This window comes from Aeromicrobium sp. UC242_57, from assembly GCF_044452305.1.
Lineage (GTDB): Bacteria > Actinomycetota > Actinomycetes > Propionibacteriales > Nocardioidaceae > Aeromicrobium.
On sequence record NZ_JBIOAM010000001.1, the window covers coordinates 606,816 to 626,636 of the forward strand.

At 67.8% G+C, this 19,821-nt stretch carries 19 protein-coding genes and 7 pseudogenes; 6 read left to right on the forward strand and 20 right to left on the reverse strand.

The genetic code is table 11. The features are described from left to right. Positions 1-4: 4 nt before the first annotated feature. The 11 genes and pseudogenes from ACHMWU_RS04135 to ACHMWU_RS04185 all read right to left on the reverse strand — a co-directional run bounded on the left by ACHMWU_RS04135 (position 5) and on the right by ACHMWU_RS04185 (position 6,242). Entirely contained in the window at positions 5-280 is a 276-nt protein-coding gene (locus tag ACHMWU_RS04135; RefSeq protein ID WP_396041766.1) for a hypothetical protein, read from the reverse strand. A gap of 10 nt (positions 281-290) precedes the next feature. Next, positions 291-929 carry a ScyD/ScyE family protein gene (locus tag ACHMWU_RS04140; RefSeq protein ID WP_396041767.1) on the reverse strand — a complete coding sequence of 213 codons (639 nt, stop codon included), beginning with the start codon at positions 927-929 and terminating at the stop codon, positions 291-293. 57 nt (positions 930-986) lie between these two features. Beyond that, a complete protein-coding gene (locus tag ACHMWU_RS04145; protein WP_396041866.1) occupies positions 987-1,133 on the reverse strand; it encodes a hypothetical protein in 147 nt (48 codons plus the stop codon). 202 nt (positions 1,134-1,335) lie between these two features. Next, complete coding sequence (locus ACHMWU_RS04150) at positions 1,336-1,536, reverse strand: hypothetical protein (protein ID WP_396041867.1); 201 nt, start codon at positions 1,534-1,536, stop codon at positions 1,336-1,338. Positions 1,537-1,888: 352 nt separating this feature from the next. Next, positions 1,889-2,113: pseudogene (locus ACHMWU_RS04155) on the reverse strand (ATP-binding cassette domain-containing protein); the annotation flags it as partial. Continuing rightward, positions 2,110-3,027, reverse strand: a complete 918-nt coding sequence (locus ACHMWU_RS04160; RefSeq protein ID WP_396041768.1) for an ABC transporter ATP-binding protein — start codon at positions 3,025-3,027, stop codon at positions 2,110-2,112. The gene ACHMWU_RS04160 and the pseudogene ACHMWU_RS04155, both read right to left, overlap by 4 nt. Next, positions 3,017-3,874, reverse strand: a complete 858-nt coding sequence (locus ACHMWU_RS04165) for a branched-chain amino acid ABC transporter permease (protein ID WP_396041769.1) — start codon at positions 3,872-3,874, stop codon at positions 3,017-3,019. Before ACHMWU_RS04165 ends, ACHMWU_RS04160 begins: the two co-directional genes overlap by 11 nt. A gap of 148 nt (positions 3,875-4,022) precedes the next feature. Continuing rightward, the gene (locus tag ACHMWU_RS04170) at positions 4,023-4,238 is read right to left on the reverse strand and encodes a hypothetical protein (protein WP_396041868.1); all 216 of its coding nucleotides are present in this window, start codon (positions 4,236-4,238) and stop codon (positions 4,023-4,025) included. Positions 4,239-4,296: 58 nt separating this feature from the next. After that, positions 4,297-5,097 (reverse strand): annotated as a pseudogene (locus tag ACHMWU_RS04175) (branched-chain amino acid ABC transporter permease); the annotation flags it as partial. Positions 5,098-5,493: 396 nt separating this feature from the next. Then, a complete protein-coding gene (locus ACHMWU_RS04180) occupies positions 5,494-5,865 on the reverse strand; it encodes a DUF554 family protein (RefSeq protein WP_396041770.1) in 372 nt (123 codons plus the stop codon). Beyond that, on the reverse strand, positions 5,844-6,242 hold the full coding sequence (locus tag ACHMWU_RS04185) for a DUF554 family protein (RefSeq protein WP_396041771.1): 399 nt from the start codon (positions 6,240-6,242) through the stop codon (positions 5,844-5,846). The genes ACHMWU_RS04180 and ACHMWU_RS04185 overlap by 22 nt, the downstream gene beginning before the upstream one ends. 120 nt (positions 6,243-6,362) lie before the next feature. Between ACHMWU_RS04185 and ACHMWU_RS04190 the strand changes: the two genes are divergently transcribed. Together ACHMWU_RS04190 and polA are read left to right on the forward strand one after the other, a co-directional pair. Beyond that, positions 6,363-6,974, forward strand: coding sequence for a GNAT family N-acetyltransferase (locus ACHMWU_RS04190; RefSeq protein ID WP_396041772.1), 612 nt, complete (start codon positions 6,363-6,365; stop codon positions 6,972-6,974). Between the two features lie 49 nt (positions 6,975-7,023). Further along, positions 7,024-9,687: pseudogene (gene polA, locus ACHMWU_RS04195) on the forward strand (DNA polymerase I). 16 nt (positions 9,688-9,703) lie between these two features. Here polA and ACHMWU_RS04200 read toward each other — a convergent pair. Then, a complete protein-coding gene (locus tag ACHMWU_RS04200) occupies positions 9,704-9,931 on the reverse strand; it encodes a hypothetical protein (RefSeq protein ID WP_396041773.1) in 228 nt (75 codons plus the stop codon). A 297-nt stretch (positions 9,932-10,228) separates the two neighbouring features. Continuing rightward, the gene (locus tag ACHMWU_RS04205; RefSeq protein ID WP_396041774.1) at positions 10,229-10,882 is read right to left on the reverse strand and encodes a hypothetical protein; all 654 of its coding nucleotides are present in this window, start codon (positions 10,880-10,882) and stop codon (positions 10,229-10,231) included. A 108-nt stretch (positions 10,883-10,990) separates the two neighbouring features. Between ACHMWU_RS04205 and ACHMWU_RS04210 the strand changes: the two genes are divergently transcribed. Then, complete coding sequence (locus tag ACHMWU_RS04210; RefSeq protein WP_396041869.1) at positions 10,991-11,800, forward strand: hypothetical protein; 810 nt, start codon at positions 10,991-10,993, stop codon at positions 11,798-11,800. Between the two features lie 42 nt (positions 11,801-11,842). Here the strand turns inward: ACHMWU_RS04210 and ACHMWU_RS04215 are convergent, their stop codons facing one another. The 5 genes and pseudogenes from ACHMWU_RS04215 to ACHMWU_RS04235 all read right to left on the reverse strand — a co-directional run bounded on the left by ACHMWU_RS04215 (position 11,843) and on the right by ACHMWU_RS04235 (position 15,623). Then, positions 11,843-11,998, reverse strand: a complete 156-nt coding sequence (locus ACHMWU_RS04215; RefSeq protein WP_396041870.1) for a hypothetical protein — start codon at positions 11,996-11,998, stop codon at positions 11,843-11,845. 767 nt (positions 11,999-12,765) lie between these two features. Beyond that, positions 12,766-13,389, reverse strand: a pseudogene (locus tag ACHMWU_RS04220) (decaprenylphospho-beta-D-erythro-pentofuranosid-2-ulose 2-reductase); the annotation flags it as partial. Positions 13,390-13,424: 35 nt separating this feature from the next. Continuing rightward, a complete protein-coding gene (locus tag ACHMWU_RS04225) occupies positions 13,425-14,252 on the reverse strand; it encodes a hypothetical protein (RefSeq protein WP_396041775.1) in 828 nt (275 codons plus the stop codon). Continuing rightward, positions 14,243-14,748: pseudogene (locus ACHMWU_RS04230) on the reverse strand (FAD-dependent oxidoreductase). The gene ACHMWU_RS04225 and the pseudogene ACHMWU_RS04230 overlap by 10 nt, the downstream one beginning before the upstream one ends. Further along, complete coding sequence (locus tag ACHMWU_RS04235; RefSeq protein WP_396041776.1) at positions 14,745-15,623, reverse strand: decaprenyl-phosphate phosphoribosyltransferase; 879 nt, start codon at positions 15,621-15,623, stop codon at positions 14,745-14,747. Before ACHMWU_RS04235 ends, ACHMWU_RS04230 begins: the two are co-directional and overlap by 4 nt. A gap of 122 nt (positions 15,624-15,745) precedes the next feature. Here ACHMWU_RS04235 and ACHMWU_RS04240 point away from each other — a divergent pair, with 122 nt between their 5' ends. After that, complete coding sequence (locus ACHMWU_RS04240) at positions 15,746-15,892, forward strand: hypothetical protein (RefSeq protein WP_396041777.1); 147 nt, start codon at positions 15,746-15,748, stop codon at positions 15,890-15,892. A gap of 79 nt (positions 15,893-15,971) precedes the next feature. Here the strand turns inward: ACHMWU_RS04240 and ACHMWU_RS04245 are convergent, their stop codons facing one another. After that, positions 15,972-16,454, reverse strand: a complete 483-nt coding sequence (locus ACHMWU_RS04245; protein ID WP_396041778.1) for a glycosyltransferase family 4 protein — start codon at positions 16,452-16,454, stop codon at positions 15,972-15,974. A 224-nt stretch (positions 16,455-16,678) separates the two neighbouring features. Continuing rightward, a pseudogene (locus ACHMWU_RS04250) lies at positions 16,679-17,137 on the reverse strand (glycosyltransferase); the annotation flags it as partial. A gap of 155 nt (positions 17,138-17,292) precedes the next feature. On the opposite strand from ACHMWU_RS04250, the gene ACHMWU_RS04255 reads away from it, so the two are divergent. Continuing rightward, positions 17,293-18,027, forward strand: coding sequence for a class I SAM-dependent methyltransferase (locus ACHMWU_RS04255; RefSeq protein WP_396041779.1), 735 nt, complete (start codon positions 17,293-17,295; stop codon positions 18,025-18,027). After that, positions 17,994-19,651: pseudogene (locus ACHMWU_RS04260) on the forward strand (alpha-(1->3)-arabinofuranosyltransferase family protein). Before ACHMWU_RS04255 ends, ACHMWU_RS04260 begins: the two are co-directional and overlap by 34 nt. Positions 19,652-19,821 lie beyond the last annotated feature (170 nt).

Sequence of the window (19,821 nt, forward strand, 5' to 3'; positions counted from 1 at the left end):
AGCTTCAGCACCTGCAGCTGCCGATCGGCTGCGGTCCTTCTGCGCCGAGCACGAACGCATCCGTCGTGACGTACAGCTTGCTGTGATGCCGCGAACCCACCCACTCGAGTGCGCCCGGCGACGTCAGCGCCAGTGACTTGCGGTACGACGACCACGGCTTGATCAGCGTCACCTGGCCGGCTCCGGTCGCTCCGCCGAACATCTCGGCGACGGCGATCGTCCCGTCCGGGCCCAGCGCCAGGTTGGTGGCACCCACGAACCCGCCTGCGACGAGCCGCACCTTGCCGCTGTCAGGGTTGATCTTGTAGACGGCACCGCGTGCGCCCCAGGCTCGCGTCCTCGGGACCGCCGGGCAATGACGTGACGTACAGCTTCCCGTCACCGCCCTTCTCGACGTCGGTCGGCACGAACTCGAAGCGGTACTTGTAGCCCGCCGCGCACGCCGGCAGTCCCTGTGCGGCGAGCGCCTCGGCGCTGACCGTGGTGCTGACTGCTGGCAGCGTCGCCACGACCTTGGGCTTGGCGTGACGCTTGTCGGTGCGCACCGACAAGATCGCGTTCGCGCCCGCATCGGCCACGAACACCTTGTTCCGTGCCGCGTACGAGGCATACGGGTGGCTGTCGACGAGACCCGTGTACGAGGCTGGGTTGTCGGCCGGGAACTGGTCGGCGCACGACTGCGGCAGGTTCTTGAATCCGTAGGTCGTGCGCTGGTCGGGGTTCTTGGCCTCCTCGAATGCCCGCAGGTCCGCGATCTGCCGAGGCTGTCCTCCCTTGCGTTGCGACCACAGCGCAGCCGCTGGCGCCGCGGGATCCTGGCCTGTCGTGGCCCAGTAGATCGTCTTGCCGCGGTTGGACACCGCCCCGACCTCCTGGCCCGGTGAGGTCACGAGCGTGGTCCTCGTGCCGTCGGGTCCGATACGGAGCAACTCGCCCCAGGAAGTTCTGCGAGACCAGTGCGCGTCCGTGGTCGTCGATCGACAGGCTCAACGGAGTGAACAAGCCGTCGGCGAGCGTTCGCGGTGTCGCGGAGACGGATCCTCGCCACCTGCGGTGGCGGGACCCGACGTGACGACGCCGCCGATCAGCAAAGTTGCTGCTGCGGCGACGAGTAGCTTCGGAGTTCGATTCATGACAGTGCCTTTCACGTGCTCGAAGTGATCGTCCTCTTTCCTCCCCCTCGGCGAAACTAACGCCGCAGGTCGCCGAAAGTCGCCGCGATGCGGAAAGCGTGCGGCAGCCCGCAAGGCCTGTGGGCGCGGCACGGACCACGAAGGCTCCGGCTGCTGGTGCAGCCCGGAGCCTTCGTGGTTGGTCCCGCTGGGGGACCTGGTGTCAGTCGGTGTTCTGGCCCAAGGTGCCGAGGTAGAGCTCGATGACCTTGGGATCGTTCGACAGCGAGCGACCGGTGCCGGAGTAGGCCGTCGTGCCGTGGTCGAGCACGTAGCCACGATCACAGATCTGCAGGCAGCGGCGAGCGTTCTGCTCGACCATGATGACCGAGACGCCGGCCTTGTTGATGTTGCGGGTCTGCACGAAGACCTCGTCCTGCAGGACGGGGACAGGCCGGCGGACGGCTCGTCGAGCAGCAGCACCGACGGGTCCATCATGAGTGCCCGGCCCATCGCGACCATCTGCCGCTCACCACCGGACAGCTGTCCGGCCCGCTTGCGCCGTTCGCCGAGACGCGGGAACAGGTCGGTGACGAACTGGAACCGCTCGGCGAACCGCTTGGGGTCTTGGTAGCAGCCCGATCTCGAGGTTCTCCTCGATCGTCAGGCTCGGGAAGACGTTCTCGGTCTGCGGAACGAACCCGATGCCCTTCGACAGACGGCTGATCGGCTCGCTGGTTGGTGATCTCGTCACCTTTGAGCCGCACGGTGCCCTCGTGGATCTTGACCAGGCCGAACAGCGACTTGAGCAGCGTCGACTTGCCGGCGCCGTTGGGCCCGATGATCCCGACGAGCTCACCTGGCTGGCAGTACAGGTCGGCGCCGTTGAGGATGTTGACCCCGGGCAGGTAGCCCGCGATCAGGCTGTCGGCCCTCAGCACAGCCCCGTCGGCGTTGGCGAGATGCTTCTCGCGCTCGGACTGGATCGGCGTCTCGGTCATGACTGTGTCTCCTCAGCCTCGGCGTCGAGCTCGGCCTCGGCGGCCTGCTCGAGCTGTTCGAGATCGATCTCGCTGATGTCCTCGTCGTGGTGCGCGCCGAGATAGGCGTCGATGACCCGCTGGTCGGCCATGACCGACTGGGGCGTGCCTTCGGCGACGATCTGTCCTTGGGCCATGACGATGACCCAGTCGGAGATGTCGCGCACCATGTCCATGTCGTGCTCGACGAACAGGACGGTGCGTCCCTCGTCTCGCAGCGACTTGACGTGCCCGAGCAGTGACTGCTTGAGCGCCGGGTTGACGCCTGCCATGGGCTCGTCGAGCATGATCAGCTCGGGGTCGACCATCAGGGCGCGTGCCATCTCGAGCAGCTTGCGCTGGCCGCCTGACATCGTGCCGGCGAAGTCCTCGCGCTTGGCGTCGAGCTTGAACCGGGCCAGCAGCTCGTCGGCGCGGGCCGTGTTGGCGTCCTCCTGCGACTTCCACAACGACTTGAAGATCGCTGACCAGAACTTCTCGCCCTTCTGGCCTGTGGCGCCGAGGCGCATGTTCTCGATCACCGTGAGCTTGGACAGCACCTTGGTGAGCTGGAACGTGCGGACCATGCCGAGGCGGGCGACCTTGTAGGCCGGCACCTTGCCGAGCGACTTGCCGTTGAAGGACCAGTCGCCTTCATCGGGCTCGTCGAATCCGGTCAGCAGGTTGAACAGCGTCGTCTTGCCGGCGCCGTCGGGACCGATCAGCGCGGTGATGACACCACGCTGGATCTCGATGTGCTCGACATCGACGGCCTTGAGTCCGCCGAAGGTCCGGGTGATGTTGCTTCCCTTGACGATCGGGTCGGGCTTGGCGGCACCTGGTTCGTTGGAGACTCCTGCGAGTGCTGCGCGGGCGTCACTGAGTTCAGCGGCCATCGATTGCAATCTCCCTTCGGTCTCCGAAGATTCCTTGTGGTCTGAAGATCATCAGCAGCATGAGCCCGAGTCCGAGCAGGATCAGGCGCACCAGGCTGGACTGGGTCTGGGTCATGATCCAGTCGGGGATCAGCGGATCGGTTCCCTTGGTCGCCTCGCCGAAGAACGATCCGATTCCGGCGATGAGGAACCAGAAGATCATCGAGCCGACGACGGGTCCGAGGACTCGTGCGGCTCCACCGATCAGCAGTGCGGCGTAGGCGTAGAACGTGAACGTCGTGTTGAAGTCGGACGGCACGGCTGATGCCTGCTTGAGGATGTGGAAGACGCCGGCCAGACCGCCGAAGATGCCACCCAGGACGAGTGCCTGCATCTTGTAGGCGAAGACGTTCTTGCCCAGCGAGCGGACGGCGTCCTCGTCCTCACGGATCGAGCGCAGCACGCGTCCCCAGGGGCTGCGCATCAGCGCCCACACCAGCAGGCAGCTGAGTGCGACGAGCGTCCATCCGACGGTGATCGACCACAGGTCGTTGCGGCTGAACGAGACGACGCCGAGGTCGAGGCCGCTGTTGAACGGGTTGAGGTCCTGGTAGGGCCGGGCGAAGCCGGTCAGACCGTTGGATCCGCCGAAGGTGTCCTTGAACTCGACGGCGCCGAAGACGAGGCGCAGGATCTCTGAGGTCGCGATCGTCGCGATGGCCAGGTAGTCGGCGCGCAGACGTAGCGTCGGGACGCCGAGCACGAGCGCGAGCAGCACCGCCGCGAGCATCGAGATGACCAGTCCGGCCCAGAACGGCAGGTCCCAGGTGACGACGCTGACCGCGAGCCCGAAGGCTGCGATCGACATGAATCCGGCCTGGCCGAAGTTCGAGCAGCCCGGTGTAGCCGAAGTGGACGTTGAGTCCGATCGCGGCGAGCGCGAACACGATGGCCTGGGGGCCGAGGGCCGCTGAGAGCGCGGCGTCGATGACTGTTCCGAAGTCCATGATTCCCCCTTAACCGATCCGTTGGGCTCGGCCGAGCAGGCCTTGCGGTCTGATGAGCAGGATCAGGATCAGCACGATGAGAGCACCGACCTCCTTGATCGAGGCGGGAACGCCGAAGACGGGACCGAGCTCGACCATCAGGCCGATGACGAGTGAGCCGAGCAGTGCGCCCCAGATCGTGCCGAGGCCGCCGAGGGTCACACCGGCGAACACGAGCAGCAGCAAGCTTGAAGCCCATCTGGAAGTTCACTTGGTCTTGGAGGGCCAGCAGGACACCGGCCAGGCCGGTCAACGCGGTGCCGAGGATCCAGACCGACGAGATGACGCCGTCGACGCGCATGCCGGACGATGCCGACAGTGCGGGGTTGTCGGACACGGCGCGCATCGCCTTGCCGAGCCTGGTGCGCATCAGGGCGATGCAGGTGATGGCGATCGTGAGGATCGAGATCACGAAGATCGCGATCTCCTTGTTCGACAGGTCGACCGGCCCGTAGCTGTGACGCGCTTGGGGCGACGTACTCGGGACAGGGTCTTGGTCGAGCCGCCGAAGAAGTACTGGAAGATGCTGCGCAGCAGCAGGGCGAAGCCGATCGAGACGATCATCATCGCGATCAGGCCGGTGCCGCGGTGCCGCAGAGGCCGCCACAGCCCACGGTCCTGCACCCCAGCCGAAGATCGCTGCGGCGATGACCGCCAGGATGCCGGCGACGACGACGGGAAGGCCGAAGGTCTGGTTGAAGACGTAGGTCGCGATGCCGCCGAACGTGATCAGCTCGCCGTGCGCGAAGTTGGTCAGGCCCGTCGTGCCGAAGATCAGCGACAGGCCCAACGCGGCGAGCGCGATGATGAGGCCGTACTTGAGGCCGTCGCGGGTGCCGTCGATGACCTTGCTCGCAAGGGACGCCTCCTGCACCACGACCGCGCCGATCTGGAACTGCACGAACGTGGGGCCGGCGATCTTGACCTGGACGGTCTTGGTCGTCTCGGCGCCGCCGCTCAGCTTGACGCCGTCGGGCAACGTGTCGGGGTCGAGGCTCGACGACGAAGGTGCCGTTGCCGGGGATGCCGATGCTGACCCGACCATTGGCGTCGGTGACCTGGCTGCCGAGCCGGTGCCGGTCTTGCTGTCCTGGAGCACCGTCGGCTTGACCCCGGGGACCGGAGCCGCTTGCCCTTGCCGCCTTTGAGGTCGTTCAGGGGGACCGTGATGTTCGGTCCGTCGACCAACGGATTCTCTGCTGGGGCCGTGCTACCCGTGGCGGGAGTGGGGGTTGGAGTGGTCTGGGCCGTTGCTGTGCCTGGGGCGATGAGGACCAGTGTCCCCAGCGCCACGGCAAGTAGGGCCGCGATTCGCAATCGCACGCATGTACTCCTGTCGGCATACCGCTAGGTGGTCTTCGGACTATAGCCACAGGAAGGTTCGTTGTGCGCGCTCGACGAACCCTCATCAGGTAACAGTTGGGTTTCGGCCGCGTGGGGGTCAGTGGATCGCGATGGCGAGCTGGCACAGCAGCGGCGCGAGGATCAGCGCCGGCAGGAGGTCGGCCACCGCGACGACCTTCAGGTCCAGCAACCGCAGGGCCACGCCGACCAGGATGAGTCCGCCCGTCGCGGTCAGCGCGAGCAGGTGCGCCTCGGGCAGGAAGGAGCCGAGCAGCGCGCCGAGCAGTGTCAGGGAGCCTTGGATGACGCCCACCGAGACGGCGGAGGCCATGACGCCGATGCCGAACGAGGCGGCGAACGCGAGTGCGGCGAACCCGTCCAGCGTGGCTTTCAGGAGCAGCTGGTCGGCGCCGTTGCCGAGACCTTCGTTGATCGACCCGAGGATCGTCAGGGGGCCGACGCAGAACACCAGCGGCTGATGACGAACCCTTCGATGAACCGGTCGCGGCTGACGTCTGCACTGTCGCCGCGGGTCAGCCGGCTCTGGAGCCAGCCGCCGAACGTCTCGATCCGCTGCTCGAGGTGCAGCAGCGATCCGATGATTCCGCCCAGGACCAGCGCACCCAGCACGATCAGCATGGGTGCACTGTCGCCGACCGCGGCACTCAGGGTGTCGTCGGAGACCGCCATCGCGCCTTGGGCGGCGATCAGCAGGGTCACGAGCCCCAGGGCCGCGGTCACGGTGGTGCGCACGTTCAGGGCCAGACGATGTCCGATCAGCAGGCCGAGACCTGAGCCGACGACCACGGTCAGCACGTTGGTGACAGTGCCGATACCGACGAACATGTAAAGTCTCCTTGGACGATTGACCGTTCAACTGGACTCTAGACTCGGGCCCAGCGCGTAGTGTGTCATCTGGATTCTCCCGGTTCTGCGGGGCATCCCGTACCAGAGAGCAGGACCGGCATGTCAGCCCGACCCCACGTCACCCTCCGGGACGCCACCCGCGAGGACGCAGCGGCCCTCGTGGTGCTGTGGGCCGAGTGCGCCGGTGCGAGCAAGGACGAAGGCTCCGAGGCCTTCACGCAGCAGTCGCTGTGGCGCGAGCCCGGACTGGCCGAGGCGGAGTCCGCGCTCGAGCCGACCTTGAGCCGTCCCGACCGCCGGGTCATCGTCGCTGTCGTCGATGACGAGATCGTCGGAGCGACGGTGTGCGACATCAGCACCATCACCCCGATCAACCTGACCCGCATCCTGCTCGTCACCGAGATCCAGGTGTCGCCGAGGTTCCGCCGCAAGTCGGTCGCGTCCACGTTGTTGTCGGCGGCCGCCAGCCATGGCGAGGACCACAACTGCGAGATCGTCGTCGCTGCCATCCCGGTGCACTCGAAAGAGCCTCATCGCTACCTGACGAAGATCGGGTTCAACCAGATCGCGGTGCTGCGGGCCATCCAGTCCAGCAAGCTGCGGGCCCGCCTGACGACCAAGGCGACCAACTCGCGCGACACCGGCAAGCTCATCGCGGTGCGCCGCACCTTGCGACGTCGCCAGGCCGACCCGCGCGCCCTGCGGCCCTGAGCATCTGGTCCTGACGATTCGGTCCGACTCGCCGACTAGAGTCGTACCCGTGGACCGCCTCTTGCTGATCGATGGCCATTCTGTGGCCTATCGCGCCTTCTCGCCCTGCCCGTCGACAACTTCGCGACGACCACCGGACAGCACACGAACGCTGTGTTCGGCTTCACGTCGATGCTCATCAACGTGCTGCGCGACGAGCAGCCGACCCACGTCGCGGTGGCCTTCGACGTCTCACGGCAGACGTTCCGGCTCGACCAGTACCCCGAGTACAAGGGCAACCGGTCCAAGTCTCCGGCCGAGTTCACGGGTCAGATCCCGTTGATCAAGCAGGTGCTCGACGCCCTCAACATCCAGACGTTCGAGAAGGACGGCTTCGAGGCCGACGACATCATCGGCACCTTGGCGACACAGGCCGAGGCGGCGGGCATGGAGGTCCTGATCTGCACAGGCGATCGTGACGCCCTGCGGCTCGTGACCGAGACGACCACGGTGCTGTACCCGCGCAAGGGCGTGTCCGACCTGGCGCGCATGACCCCCACCGCGGTGCACGACAAGTACGGCGTGATGCCGGTCAACTATCCCGACATCGCCGCGATGGTCGGCGAGACCAGCGACAACTTGCCGGGCGTGCCGGGCGTCGGCCCCAAGACCGCTGCCAAGTGGCTGGGCCAGTTCGGCTCGCTCGACGAGATCATCGCCAAGGTCGACCAGATTCCCGGCAAGGCCGGCGAGTCGATGCGAGCCCACCTCGATGACGTCATCCGCAACCGCAGCATCAACGCGCTGATCCGCGACCTCGACCTGCCCGCAGGTCCGACCGACCTGGCCTTCAGCACCGAGTGGGACCGCGATGCGATCCACTCGGTGTTCGACGCGCTGGAGTTCGCGGCACTGCGCACTCGGCTGTTCGAGTACCTCGGCGGCGGTGACGAGCACATCGAGGCTGGAGCGGGCGTGGCCGTCGAGATCGCGCTGGTTCCCCACGACGGGCTGGCGGCCTGGTTGGCCGACGTCGCCGGCACCGATCTGGTGGGTCTCGAGGTCACGGGCGTCACCTCCCCGGTCAACGCCCGGGCCGACGAGATCACGATCGCGACGGCGGCAGGCCCGGCGGCCTACATCAGCGTCGAGGGCCTGAGCGCAGCCGATGACGCGGCTCTGGCGAGCTGGCTGAGCGACACCGACCGGCCGAAGGTGCTGCACGACTCCAAGGGGCAGTCGCACGCCTTGGCAGCCCACGGGTGGACCCTGGCCGGTGTCGTCGCCGACACCGCGCTCGCGACCTACTTGCTCAAGCCCGATCAGCGTTCCTACGACCTGGGCGATCTGGCGATGCGGTACCTCAAGCGCGAGATCGCGGTCACCGACAGCTCCGGACAGCTGGCCTTCGACGACGACTCCGCGGGTGCCGAGGGCGCCGCTCAACGAGCACGCGCGACGCTCGACCTGTGGGCCGTGCTCGAGGGTGAGCTGACCCAGCTGGAGTCGCTCGACCTGATGCGCGACCTCGAGCTTCCGCTCATCGACGTGCTGGCCCGCATGGAGGCTCGGGGCATCGCCGTCGACGGCGAGCACCTCGACGCCTTGCACGCCGAGTTCACCGAGCGGATGCTGGCGGCTGCGCAGGAGGCCTACGACGCGATTGGCCGTGAGGTCAACCTCGGTTCGCCCAAGCAGCTGCAAGAAGTGCTGTTCGACCAGCTCGAGATGCCCAAGACCAAGAAGACCAAGACCGGGTACACGACCGACGCCGAAGCCCTGCAACAGCTGTTCGCCAAGACCGAGCACCCCTTCCTCGCGGCGCTGCTGGCTCACCGCGACGTCACCCGGCTGCGCCAGACCGTCGAGGGCCTGCAGAAGACCGTGCAGCCCGATGGCCGCATCCACACGACATACGCGCAGACCATCGCAGCCACGGGCCGACTCAGCTCGGCCGATCCGAACCTGCAGAACATCCCGATCCGTACCGCATCGGGTCGTCGCATCCGCGAGGCCTTCTGCGTCGGCGAGGGCTTCGAGACCCTCGTGACCGCCGACTACAGCCAGATCGAGATGCGCATCATGGCGCACATGTCCGAAGACGCCGACCTGATCGCGGCCTTCAACTCGGGGCGAAGACTTCCACACCGTCATGGCGGCGAAGGTCTTCGCCAAGGCTCCCGACGAGATCACCGGTGAGCTGCGAGCCAAGATCAAGGCCATGAACTACGGCCTGGCGTACGGCCTGTCGCCGTACGGTCTGGGCCAGCAGCTCAACATCTCGCCGGGCGAGGCGCAGGTGCTCATGGACGACTACTTCCAGCGCTTCGGCGGGGTGCGCGACTACCTGCGCGGGCTCGTCGACGAAGCTCGCCAGACGGGCTTCACCGAGACGATCCTGGGCCGCCGACGCTATCTGCCCGATCTGCAGAGCGACAACCGTCAGCGCCGCGAGATGGCCGAGCGGATGGCTCTCAATGCGCCGATCCAGGGCTCGGCAGCCGACATCATCAAGGTCGCGATGCTGGGTGTCGAGCGAGCAGTCGACGAGGCCGGACTCGGCTCACGCATGCTGCTGCAGGTGCACGACGAGCTCGTGCTCGAAGTGACGGCTGGCGAGAAGGAGCAGGTCATCGAGCTGCTGAAGACCGAGATGGCCCGTGCGGCCGATCTGTCGGTTCCTCTCGACGTCTCTGTCGGCGTCGGTCGCACGTGGCACGAGGCCGGCCACTAGCAGCACGGCTCGTCGGTCAGGTGGGTTCGGTCGACGGCCGAGGGGCCAGGTAGACGACGATGGCCAGCACGGCGGCGACGATCGCCACGGTCACGACCAAGCCGGTGATCCCCACGCCGAGGCCGTAGGCCGACGCGGCGACCGCCACGACGGCCGCCCAGATCATCACGACGATGCCGTGGGCATGACGGGCCAGCGCGTCGAACACGAGCAGGTGCACGATGGCCAGCGCTGACCCAGCCACGGCGAAGAGCCACAGCCGGTCGGTGATCTCGGCGTAGTCGTCGCCTCCGACCAGGATCAGCGCAAGCTGCCGGGAGGGCCGCTGTGGCAGCTACGGCGAGTGCGCCGAAGGCAGCCACGAGCGACACCGCGCGCAGCCTGGCGTGGTGAGTCGTGGCCCGAGCGAGATGGGGGAACAGCACGACGCTGACGAACTGGGGGAAGAACAGCGCCGCCTTGGCCAGGATCAGGCCGGAGGCGTACAGGCCGCTGTCATGCTCGTCGAACCGGTTGCGGGCGATCAGCGAGTCCATGTTGCTCAGCACGAAGTAGGCAAGAAGGGCGTGGGTCGACAGCAGCGCCTCGCGCAGCAGTGGACGTCGGCTGACCGGGTGCTCGCCGTGCGTGTGTCCACGAGCAGCTTGGCACCGGCGAGAACGGGCAGCCACGACCCGATGGCCAGCCCGATCATGGCCGAGGTCGGGGTGGCGGAGATCGCGAGCGCCGTGGTGCCGCCGATCAGGCGTCCGAAGCCGTTGCCGAGGTAGATCGCCGTGAGGGAGCCCCAGCGTTCTTGTCCTTGGGCTATGCCGCACTGCGCTCCCATGATCGTCAGCGGCACCAGCGCAGCGCCGCACAGGACCACGGGCCAGTAGGAGCCGAGCTTGAGAGCCGGGGTCAGCACGACCGTCGAGGCCGCGACGGCGAGGCCGACGGCGACAGCCACCATGACGGTGACCCGTACGGTCGCACTGATGATCTCGTCGGCGTGCTCGGGATCGACGGCGAGGCGTCTGGCGGTGACGGCCTGGAGGCCCAAGGCGGTCACGGTGCCGACCAAGATGATGCCGAACAACGCGGTGAGGGCGCCGAACTCCTTCGGCACGAGCATCCGGGCCGCCAGGACGTTGAAGCCGTAGATGGCGATGTTGGTGCCCATCATGCCGGCCGCCACGAGGGTTCCGCCGGTCATGGTCGTACGTGCGGTCCTCACCACGGCACAATAGCCGGGAGCAAGGTCCGACACGATCAGGGGGCGAACATCAGGCGGTGGGCACAGATCGATCTGCGTCGATTCGCGGTGCCTGCCTGGTCCGCCTTCCTGGTGCTGCTGATCGGCGCGCCGTGGCTCGGCGGCGGTTACCTGCTGTCGTACGACATGGTCTGGGTGCCGCTGCTCGACCTCTCCCGACCGGAGCTGTGGGGACTCGGCTCCGGCCTGCCCCGTGCGGTCCCGTCGGATGCTGTCGTGGCTCTGGCGGGAAGCGTCCTGCCCGCAGCCGTGGTGCAGCGCATCGTCCTGCTGGGAGCCTTGTTCCTGCTGCCGCTGGGGGTAGCGAGGCTGCTTCGCTCCCGCACGCTGCCGGCGCAGCTCGCGGCTGCGACCTTCGCGGTGTGGAACCCGTACGTCGCCGAGCGGCTCGTCCTGGGGCAGTGGCCCGTCCTGGTGGCGATAGCAGCCTTCCCCTGGCTCGTCGGAGCACTGTGCTCGGATCGAGACCCGCGGTGGGCGGTCGTGACGTTGACGCTCGCTGCCACGGCGTTGTCACCAGTCACCGGGATCATGGGTCTGGTGCTCGCCTTGTGCGTGGGTTGGCGCTCGGGCGCAATGCGACTGATCCTGCTCGCTGGCCTCGTCAACGCGCCATGGATTGTCTCAGGCCTGCTGCATGCATCGATCGCCAAGACCGATCCCACGGCTGTCAGCTTCTTCGAGCTCCAGGGCGAGGGGGCGTTCGGTCGTCTCGGGTCGGCGTTGACACTGGGCGGGATCTGGAACACCGAGGTGGTTCCGACGTCCCGCACCCTGGTGCTGGCACTGGTGTTCGCCGTCGCGATGGCGGCGGTCATGCTGCTCGGGCTCGTCCGCTTGCGGCGCGAAGGACCGTGACCTCCTGGTCGCGGCTCGCCGTCACCGGTGGCGTGGGGCTGCTCATCGCCCTGGCGGGCTGGCTGGCGCCCCGATCTGGTCGCGCGTGTCGTGCAGGACGTGCCGGCCGGCGGCATGGTGCGCGACGGCACCCGCTGGCTGGCTCTGCTGCTGCCGCTGGAGGCCGTCGCGTTCGGTGTCGGTGTCGGTGTGGTGCACGAGCGGGCCACGCTCACCTCGTGGCCGGACCCACCGTGGTGCTGGCGATGCTCGTGCCGATCGCCGCCCTGCCGGATCTCACGTGGGGAGTCGCGGGTCGGGTCGTGCCGGCGAGCGCCCGGCCGTGTGCGGCCGACGCCCGCCGGGTCATCGACAAGACGACGGTCGCTGGCGACATCGTGGTGCTGCCCTTCTCGTCGTACCGTGCGCCGGAGTGGAACGGCGATCAGGCCGGTGCTCGATCCGGCCGGCCGGTTCTTCGGCCGCACGACCGTCACCAACGACGCGCTCATCGTGTCCGGCACCGAGATCGCTGGCGAGGATCCGCGGGCTGCCCGTGTCGGCCGCATCCTGGCTGGTGGCGACGACGTCCCGCAGCGGCTCGCCGACGAGGGCATCGGGATCGTTGTGGTCGCACGGGCGCTCCCCGGGGCAGACCGGGCTGTCACACCGTTCGCGGAGTCCGTGAGTACGAGCTGGCGGGCGACGGCCTGCGGGTCTTCGCGCTCGCCGGCGCCACCCCTGTGGTCACCCAGCAGGCCGACCGCTCCGTCATGACGGCCGCCTGGGCGGTCAGCGCGCTGACGATCCTGCTGGCACTGTGGGCGTCGTGCGCTCGGCAGCGCCGCGACTGCGACTACACCGGAAGTCGACGAAACAAGGCGCGCGGGACATGCCGCAACCCTGACATGACGACTCGCATCGTCCCGGGGCACCCAGATCTGCTCCTTGCCGTCGCGCACCGCGTCGACGACCGCCGACGCCACGGCCTCCGGCGTCGTCGCCAGGGGAGCGGCCTCGAGACCGTCGGTCATCTTGGACCGGACGAATCCTGGTCGGACCACGAGCACTCGGCCGCCGAGCTCGCGCACGGCCTCACCGAGGCCCGTGTAGAACGCGTCCATGCCTGCCTTGGTCGAGCCGTACACGAAGTTGGACCGACGCGGGCGTTCGCCGGCCACGCTCGACAGGGCCACGATGACACCATGGCCCTGCGCTCGGATGCGCGCGCCGAGTGCCACGCCGGTGGTGACGGCCCCGACGTAGTTGACGGCAGCCAGCTCGCGGGCGACCTCGAGATCGGTCCAGGCCTGCTCAGGGTCGCCCAGCAGGCCGAACGCCACGACCGCGACGTCGATGTCTCCGTCCACGCCCTCGACCAGCGCGCCGTGGGATGAGGTGTCGAGGGCGTCGAAGTCGCGCACGTCGACGAGGCAGCCCTGGGCGCCAAGACGGGTCACAGCGGCGTCGCGGCGCTCACCGGGCCGTGCGGCGAGGGTGACGCGCAGGCCGGGAGCCTGCGTCGCATAGGCCTGCGCGATGGACAGCGCGATGTCGGACGTGCCGCCGAGCAGCAGGACGTGCTGGGGGATTCCTACGGAGTTGATCATGCAGCAGACCTCACAGGTCGAGTCGTCGGGAAAGATCAGAATGGAACAATCCGCCGGGATCGACCTGTCGACGGATGGACTGCAAGCTCCGCGAGCCGGGGGTACATCTGGTGGATCGTCTCGGACGAGGCGCGGGAGTCCTTGGCCAGGTAGATGCGGCCGCCGGCCTCGGCGACCAGGGCGTCGAGGCGCGACAGCAACTCGCTGAGCCCGGCCTTGACGGGCAGGTCGACCGCGAGGGTCCACCCCGGCATCGGGAACGACATCGGCGCGGGGCTCGCGTCGCCGAAGCGCTTGAGCACGTTGAGGGACGAGATGTGACCAGACGCCGCGATCTGCTCGACGGCCAGGGTGAAGGCCTCGCGTGCGGTCTCGGGCACGACGAACTGGTACTGGCAGAAGCCGTGCGGGCCGTAGAGCCGGTTCCAGTCGCCGATGATGTCGAGCGGGTGGAAGAACTGGGTGATGTCCTGCACCTCGCCGATCCGCTGCTGGGGGGCCTTGGCGTACCAGAGGGCGTTGAAGGCCCGTGCGGTCCAGCGATTGACCATGCTGAGCGGCAGGTCGACGGGAACTCGTCCACGTTGTGGTGCGGCGAAGTCGAGTGCCCGCGCCTGGAGGCTCGGGTCGAGGTCGCTGAGGAGAGCAGAACGGCCACGCGTGATGACCGAGCGTCCCAGCGACGCGCCGGTTGTCGCGGTGTCGAACCATGCGACGGAGTAGGGATAGGCATCGTCCCCGGAGGAGAGACGATCCAGCAAGGACGCGAGATCGGGGGTGCGTTCGGTGTCGACGAGGAAGTACGAGGTCTCGACCCGCTTGAGCCGGATCGTGGCCTCCACGACGATGCCGGTCAGTCCCATCGACCCGACCGTCGCCCAGAACAGTCGGACTCGTCGCCGTCGGGCGTCACGGTCAGGACGTCACCGCTGGCGAGCAGGAGGTCCATCGAAGCGAGGTGCTGCCCGAAGCTGCCGTCGAGGTGGTGGTTCTTGCCGTGCACGTCGGCGGCGACTGCTCCTCCGACGGTCACCTGCCGGGTGCCGGGGACGACCGGGAGCCACAGGCCGAACGGCAGCAGGGCCCGCAGCAGCCGGTCGAGGCTGATCCGGCCTGCACCCGGACCGTGGGCGCCTGCAGGTCGAGGTCGAGGACCTTGTCCCAGGCAGTCAGGTCGACGACGGTTCCGCCAGCGTTCTGGGCGGGATCACCGTAGCTGCGGCCGAGACCTCGGGCGATCAGCCCGCGCGGACCGGCCGCCGAGAGCGTGCGTCTCAGGGCGTCGAGGTCGGCCGGTCTCGACACGTCGGCGGCGCTCGGGCTCGTGCTGCCCCAGCCTGACAGGACGGTGCGAGTCATGAGGAGTACACCCCGATCGCGAAGACGACGAGCCAGGTGACGCCGATGATCTGCAGGATCGGGTCGCGCAGCACGGCCTCTTCGGGCTCTCCGGCGAGCCCGCGGTCGACGTCGACGGCGTAGCGCAGCAATCCGATGACGAAGGGCGCGATCGACACGGCCTGCCAGTTGACGTCGCCCGCGCTGGTGATCTCGAAGGCCCACAAGCTGTAGGCGGTGATCGTGATGGCGGCCGCGAGGCTCCAGACGAAGCGCAGGTACGACTCAGAGTAGGCCTCGAGCGTCTTGCGGGTGCCCGCCGCCGCGCCGATGCTGCGCAGCTCGGAGTAGCGCTTGCCGGCGACCATGAACAGTGAGCCGAACGAGGCCACGAGCAGGAACCACTGAGACAGCGGGACGTCGACGGCCACGCCGCCGGCAATCGCACGCAGGAGGAACCCTGAAGCCACGATGGCCAGGTCGATCACGGCCTGGCGCTTGAGCCACAGGGCGTACGTGATCTGCAGGACGACGTAGATGCCGAGGGTCGCTGCGAGCCTCGGCGCGATGACGTAGCCGATGCCGACGCCCAAGCCGACGCACATCCCTGAGCAGAACAGGGCAGTCGGGGCAGCCAGCAGTCCGGCAGCGACCGGGCGGGTGCGCTTGCGGGGGTGCTTGCGGTCGGCCTCGGCGTCGATGACGTCGTTCAGCAGGTAGATCGCTGAAGCGGCGAGGGTGAACGCGATGAACGTCCCGACGACGTCGAGAATCGTGCCGCGAGTCCACACCACGCCGGCCGCCAGGGGAGCCGCCAGCACCAGCACGTTCTTGGTCCACTGCCTCGGACGCATCGTCGTGATGACGGCGCGAGCCGTTCGCGCAGGGCTGGTCATGATGGTCATCAGGGTAACCGTGCCGCAGGTCGCGCGGGTATTCCAACTCGTAACACGGTTGAATGTGGGCACCGCGACAGTTTCACTGCTACGATTCCAGCAGATTGAGGGAGGGACTCAACGTGGGAACAATCACAGGCGGAATCGTCGCTTTCATTGCTGGTCTGGCCTTGGCCGGTGCCACCGTCGTCGGTGTCGTGCAGTCGCAGCAGAATGCTGGGACCTCGCCGATCAAGACTTCCAATGTGAGCTACGGCTCGAACAACTGACGTTCGGCACTCCAGCGCCGGCTTCGACAGCAGGGCGGTCTCCCTCGGGAGGCCGCCCTGCTGCGTGTCCGGTGCGGGTCTACGGTCCGGGGACGACACGTGACGTCGGGTGCGAGTCGGCTGTCGACAGCTCGACACCTTCGGCCGGGAGGTGCAGGTAGGCGGCCTTGAGGACGCGGGCGAACGCCTGCTGGGAGGTCTCCCACGTGAACGTGTGCGACTTGGCCAACGCTCCTCGGCCGAGGAAGGCCCGCCACTCCTGATCGTCGAGGAGCTCGCGCAGAGCAGACGTGAAGTCGTCGTGGCTCTCGGCCAGCACGCCAGAGCTCTTGTGGTCGATCGACTCGGCGGTGCCGCCGGCCGAGCGATACGCCACGGTCGGGACGACATGGCTTCCGGCCTCGCCGATGACCAGGCCCCAGCCCTCCTTGAGCGAGGGGAGCGCCATGATCCAGGACTGGGCGAGCAGCTCGTGCTTGGCGGTGTCGTCGACGAAGCCGTGGAAGACGACCCGGTCGGCGATCCCCGCCCGTGCGGCGTGCGCGCGCAGCTCGTCCTCCACCAGCCCTCACCCACGACGTCGAGCACCAGGTCGGGGCGATCGGGCAGCAGCCGGGCGACGGCGTCGATCGCGTGCTCGACCTGCTTGTGCGGCACGAGCCGGCCGAGCACGATGATGCGCGGTGACGCTGACCGCTTCGACGTCACAAACGGGGCCGGAGCGTTGCCGTTGTGCACGACGGTGATCCGCTCGCGGGCGACACCGAGCTCGATCAGCTCGAGCTTCGTGGACATCGACACCGCGACGTAGCGGCTACGTCGGTACATCCGAGGTGCCAGGACGCTCTCGATCCACCACCCGACCCGACCGACCAGGCCGGGGTAGACGACCGGCCACTGCTCACGATGGACGTGGTGCACCAGAACGACGACCGGGGCACGGGTGGCGAGCCGGGTGAAGAACGGCAGTCCGTTCTGGACGTCGACCACGACGTCGACGGTGCCGAACCGGCCGAGCACGATGGCCAGGAAGGTGCGCAGGTACACGTCGAGCTTGGTGCCGCGGCGCACGAACCGGACTCCGTCGATGGTCTCCTCGCGGCAAGCCCCTGGGTAGCTCGCGCAGGCGATCGTCACCTGGTGGCCGTCGGCGACCAGCCCGCGTGCCATGTTCTCGACATAGCGCTCCGAGCCGCCACCCTCTGGATTCTGGGTGTCCCGCCAGTTGCAGAAAAGAATGTTCATGGTGATGCCCGGCTGGTGCCGGAGCCCCCTTTGTCACCGGTCACGTACCCCGGTTGCTCACACCGACACATCCCTCAATGCGCGGTACCGGGTCCCTCAACCCGACAATCGCAGAGTAACAGGGAACTGGGGCGTTACTCGGGTATCGTGCACGGGTGCCTGAGACCGCCTTTCGTCCGACGCTGCGGCGATCCTGGAAGCTGTTTCGGGCGTTCGGAGTCGAGCAGACCGATCCCGACCACTTCTACGGGACGTTGGCACGTGACTCGGTCGCCCAGATCAGCACGTACGGCTCGCTCGATGGCCAGTGGACGCTCGACGTGGGCGGCGGACCAGGCTACTTCGCCGATGCTTTCCGGGCTGCCGGTGCGACGTACACGGCTCTCGACGCCGACCTCGGAGAGCTGTCGGGGCTGGGCGACCCGATGCCGGGCACCGTCCTCGGCAGCGGGATGCAGCTGCCGTTCGCCGACGACAGCTTCGGTGTCACCTACTCGTCCAACGTCCTCGAACATGTCAGTGCACCGTGGACGATGGCCGACGAGATGGTCCGGGTGACCAGACCCGGTGGACTCGTCTTCATCTCGTACACGTTGTGGTTCGGACCCTGGGGTGGCCACGAGACGGCACCCTGGCACTTCCTGGGCGGGCACCGCGCGGCCCGGCGCTACGAGAAGAAGCATGGTCATCCACCCAAGAACGTCTTCGGCACGTCGCTGTTCGCGGTGACGGCTGCTGCCGGGATCGACTGGGCCAGGAGCCAGGACACCGCAGACGTGGTGGCGGTGATTCCTCGCTACCTGCCGCGATGGGCCTGGTGGGTGCTTCGGGTGCCGGGGCTGCGCGAGGTGGTGACATGGAATCTCGCGATCGTCCTGAGGAAGCGGTGACGCAGGCGCGCGCGACCTTGGCGTGGAGACTGCGACTGGCGGCTGCCAGCCTCGCATTGGCCGCGCTGACGTTCATCGCCAAGCCGGGCCAGATCGTCGGCGACACCAAGGCCGACCTGGTGCTGGCACCCGGTTCGTTCCTCGAGCGTGCGCTGCACCTGTGGGACCCCGCTGGCGCCTTCGGCCAGGTGCAGAACCAGGCCTACGGCTACCTGTTCCCGATGGGTCCCTTCTTCTGGCTCGGCAACCTGGCCTCGATCGACCCCTGGATCATCCAGCGGCTGTGGTGGTCGGTGCTGCTGGTCGTGGCGTTCCTGGGAATGGTCAAGCTGTGTGGGGCGCTGGGCCTGGGGTCGCCGGCCGCGCGTCTGATCGGCGGCATCGCCTATGCGCTGTCGCCCCGCATCCTGAGCCTGCTGGGCGCGAGCTCGGTCGAGGTGTGGCCTTCGGCGCTCGCGCCCTGGGTCCTGGTGCCGCTCGTCATCGGGCTGACTCGGGGCAGCACCCGGTATCTTGCGGCGCTCAGCGCACTGGCCGTCGCCTGCGTCGGCGGGGTGAACGCGGCCGCGACCTTCGCCGTGATTCCTCTGGGCGCCGTCTGGCTGCTGCTGGCCGCGCCGAGCAGCCGCCGTCGTTCCTTGATGATCTGGTGGCCGGTCTTCGTGGCCTTGGGGACGGTGTGGTGGCTCGGCCCCTTGGCCCTTCTGGGGCAGTACAGTCCGCCGTTCCTCGACTTCATCGAGAGTGCGAGCACCACGACCTTTGCCGCGACGGCCTTCGACGCGCTGCGCGGCACGACCAACTGGATCCCGTACCTCGACGGCACGATGGTCAGCGGTCATGCGCTGATCTCCAATCCGACGATCATCATCAACAGCACGGTCCTGCTGGTCCTCGGGCTGTGGGGCATCGCGCGACGAGACAATCCCGTGGGACGATTCCTCATCACGTCCGTGGCGCTGGGGCTGGTGCTGGTGACTCTCGGGCACGCGGGCACCAATCGGGGTCCGCGACGGCCCAGGGCCTGCTCGACGGCGTGCTGTCGCCGTTGCGCAACACCCACAAGTTCGACCCGCTGATCCGGATCCCGATGGTCCTGGGCCTCGTGCACCTGATGACGGCGCTGTCTCGCCGACCGGTCGAGGGCAGCACGGTCAAGAAGCGATCTGCGCTGGCCACCTCCGGCGCCTTGATCCTCGCCGCAGCGGCCGTCCTGGGTTCGACAGTTCCGGCGTGGACCGCCGATCTGGCCAACCGGGGCACCTACACGGCTGTCCCGGCCTACTGGACCGACACGACGACGTGGTTGAACGCGAACGCCGCAGACCAGAACAGCCTGCTGCTGCCGGGGGCACCGTTCGGCGAGTACCTGTGGGGCAGTCCTCGTGACGAGGTCGTCCAGCCGTACCTGCGGGCGCCCTGGTCGGTACGCAACGCTGTACCGCTGGCACCTGCGGGCTCGATCAGGACGTTGGACTCGCTCGAGTCGGCCTTCGGCTCTGGGCTGGGCTCTCCGGCGCTGCGGGACCAGCTGATCCGATCGGGAATTCGCTACCTGGTGGTGCGGCACGACCTGGCCAACGATGCGACGCACGACCCCGAGCCGTCCACTCGACGCTCCTGACGACACCCGGCGTCGTCCTGGCCCAGACCTTCGGCCCGTTGGTCGGCAACCCGCCCTCGCAGGAGACCGATGACGGAGAAGTCATCTTCGTCAACGCGGGTCGTCAGTCCCGGCACCACGCGGTCGAGATATTCGAGGTGGACGGCGTCGACTCCTCTCAGGCGACAGCT